The sequence below is a fragment of the Angustibacter speluncae genome (assembly GCF_054777815.1).
Genome location: NZ_BAAHAF010000137.1, coordinates 1 through 550, shown reverse-complemented (window position 1 = coordinate 550; position 550 = coordinate 1). Strand labels below are relative to the sequence as shown.

The 550-nt window shown below is 80.7% G+C and carries 1 pseudogene; it reads left to right on the top strand.

The features are described from left to right. Positions 1-550 (top strand): annotated as a pseudogene (locus ACYVKY_RS16000) (hypothetical protein); the annotation flags it as partial.

The window sequence follows — 550 nt, the reverse complement described above, 5'->3', positions numbered from 1 at the left end:
TCGACGCCGGCCCACGCGACCAGCTCCTCGTCCCAGCCGCCGCGGACGACGTCGACGAGGCCCGACCCCGCGAGCCGCGTCGCCGTCGAGGGGTGCGCGGGGCGGTGCCGGTCGTGGCCGCCCTGCTCTGCGTGCTGCCCCTGCTCGGGCTCGGCGGCTGGTCGGCGACCCAGGCCGGCGACCCCGCCCCGACCGACCTGGTGCGCTCGGTGCCCGCGCTGCCCGCCGTCGTCGTCGACGCGGCCCGGTCCGCCGACCAGTCGCGCACGCTCGTGCTGCGCGCGACGCCGTCCACCGGCACCGACGGCGCGCTGCCCGACCTGCAGGCCGTGCTGGTGCGCGACGAGGGTCCCTCGCTGGCGACCACCGGTGCGTCCGCCGCCGTCGGGCAGGCCTACCGTCCGCTGGCCGACGACCCCGCGCGGGTCGCGCTCGAGCTCGACGTCGGCGGGCGCGTCACCGGCCGCGCACCGGCGCGCGACCTGCTCGCGCCGCTCGGCGTGGGAGCCGTCGCCGTGCTGCTGCCCCCCGCGGGCTCGGCGGCCGAGGT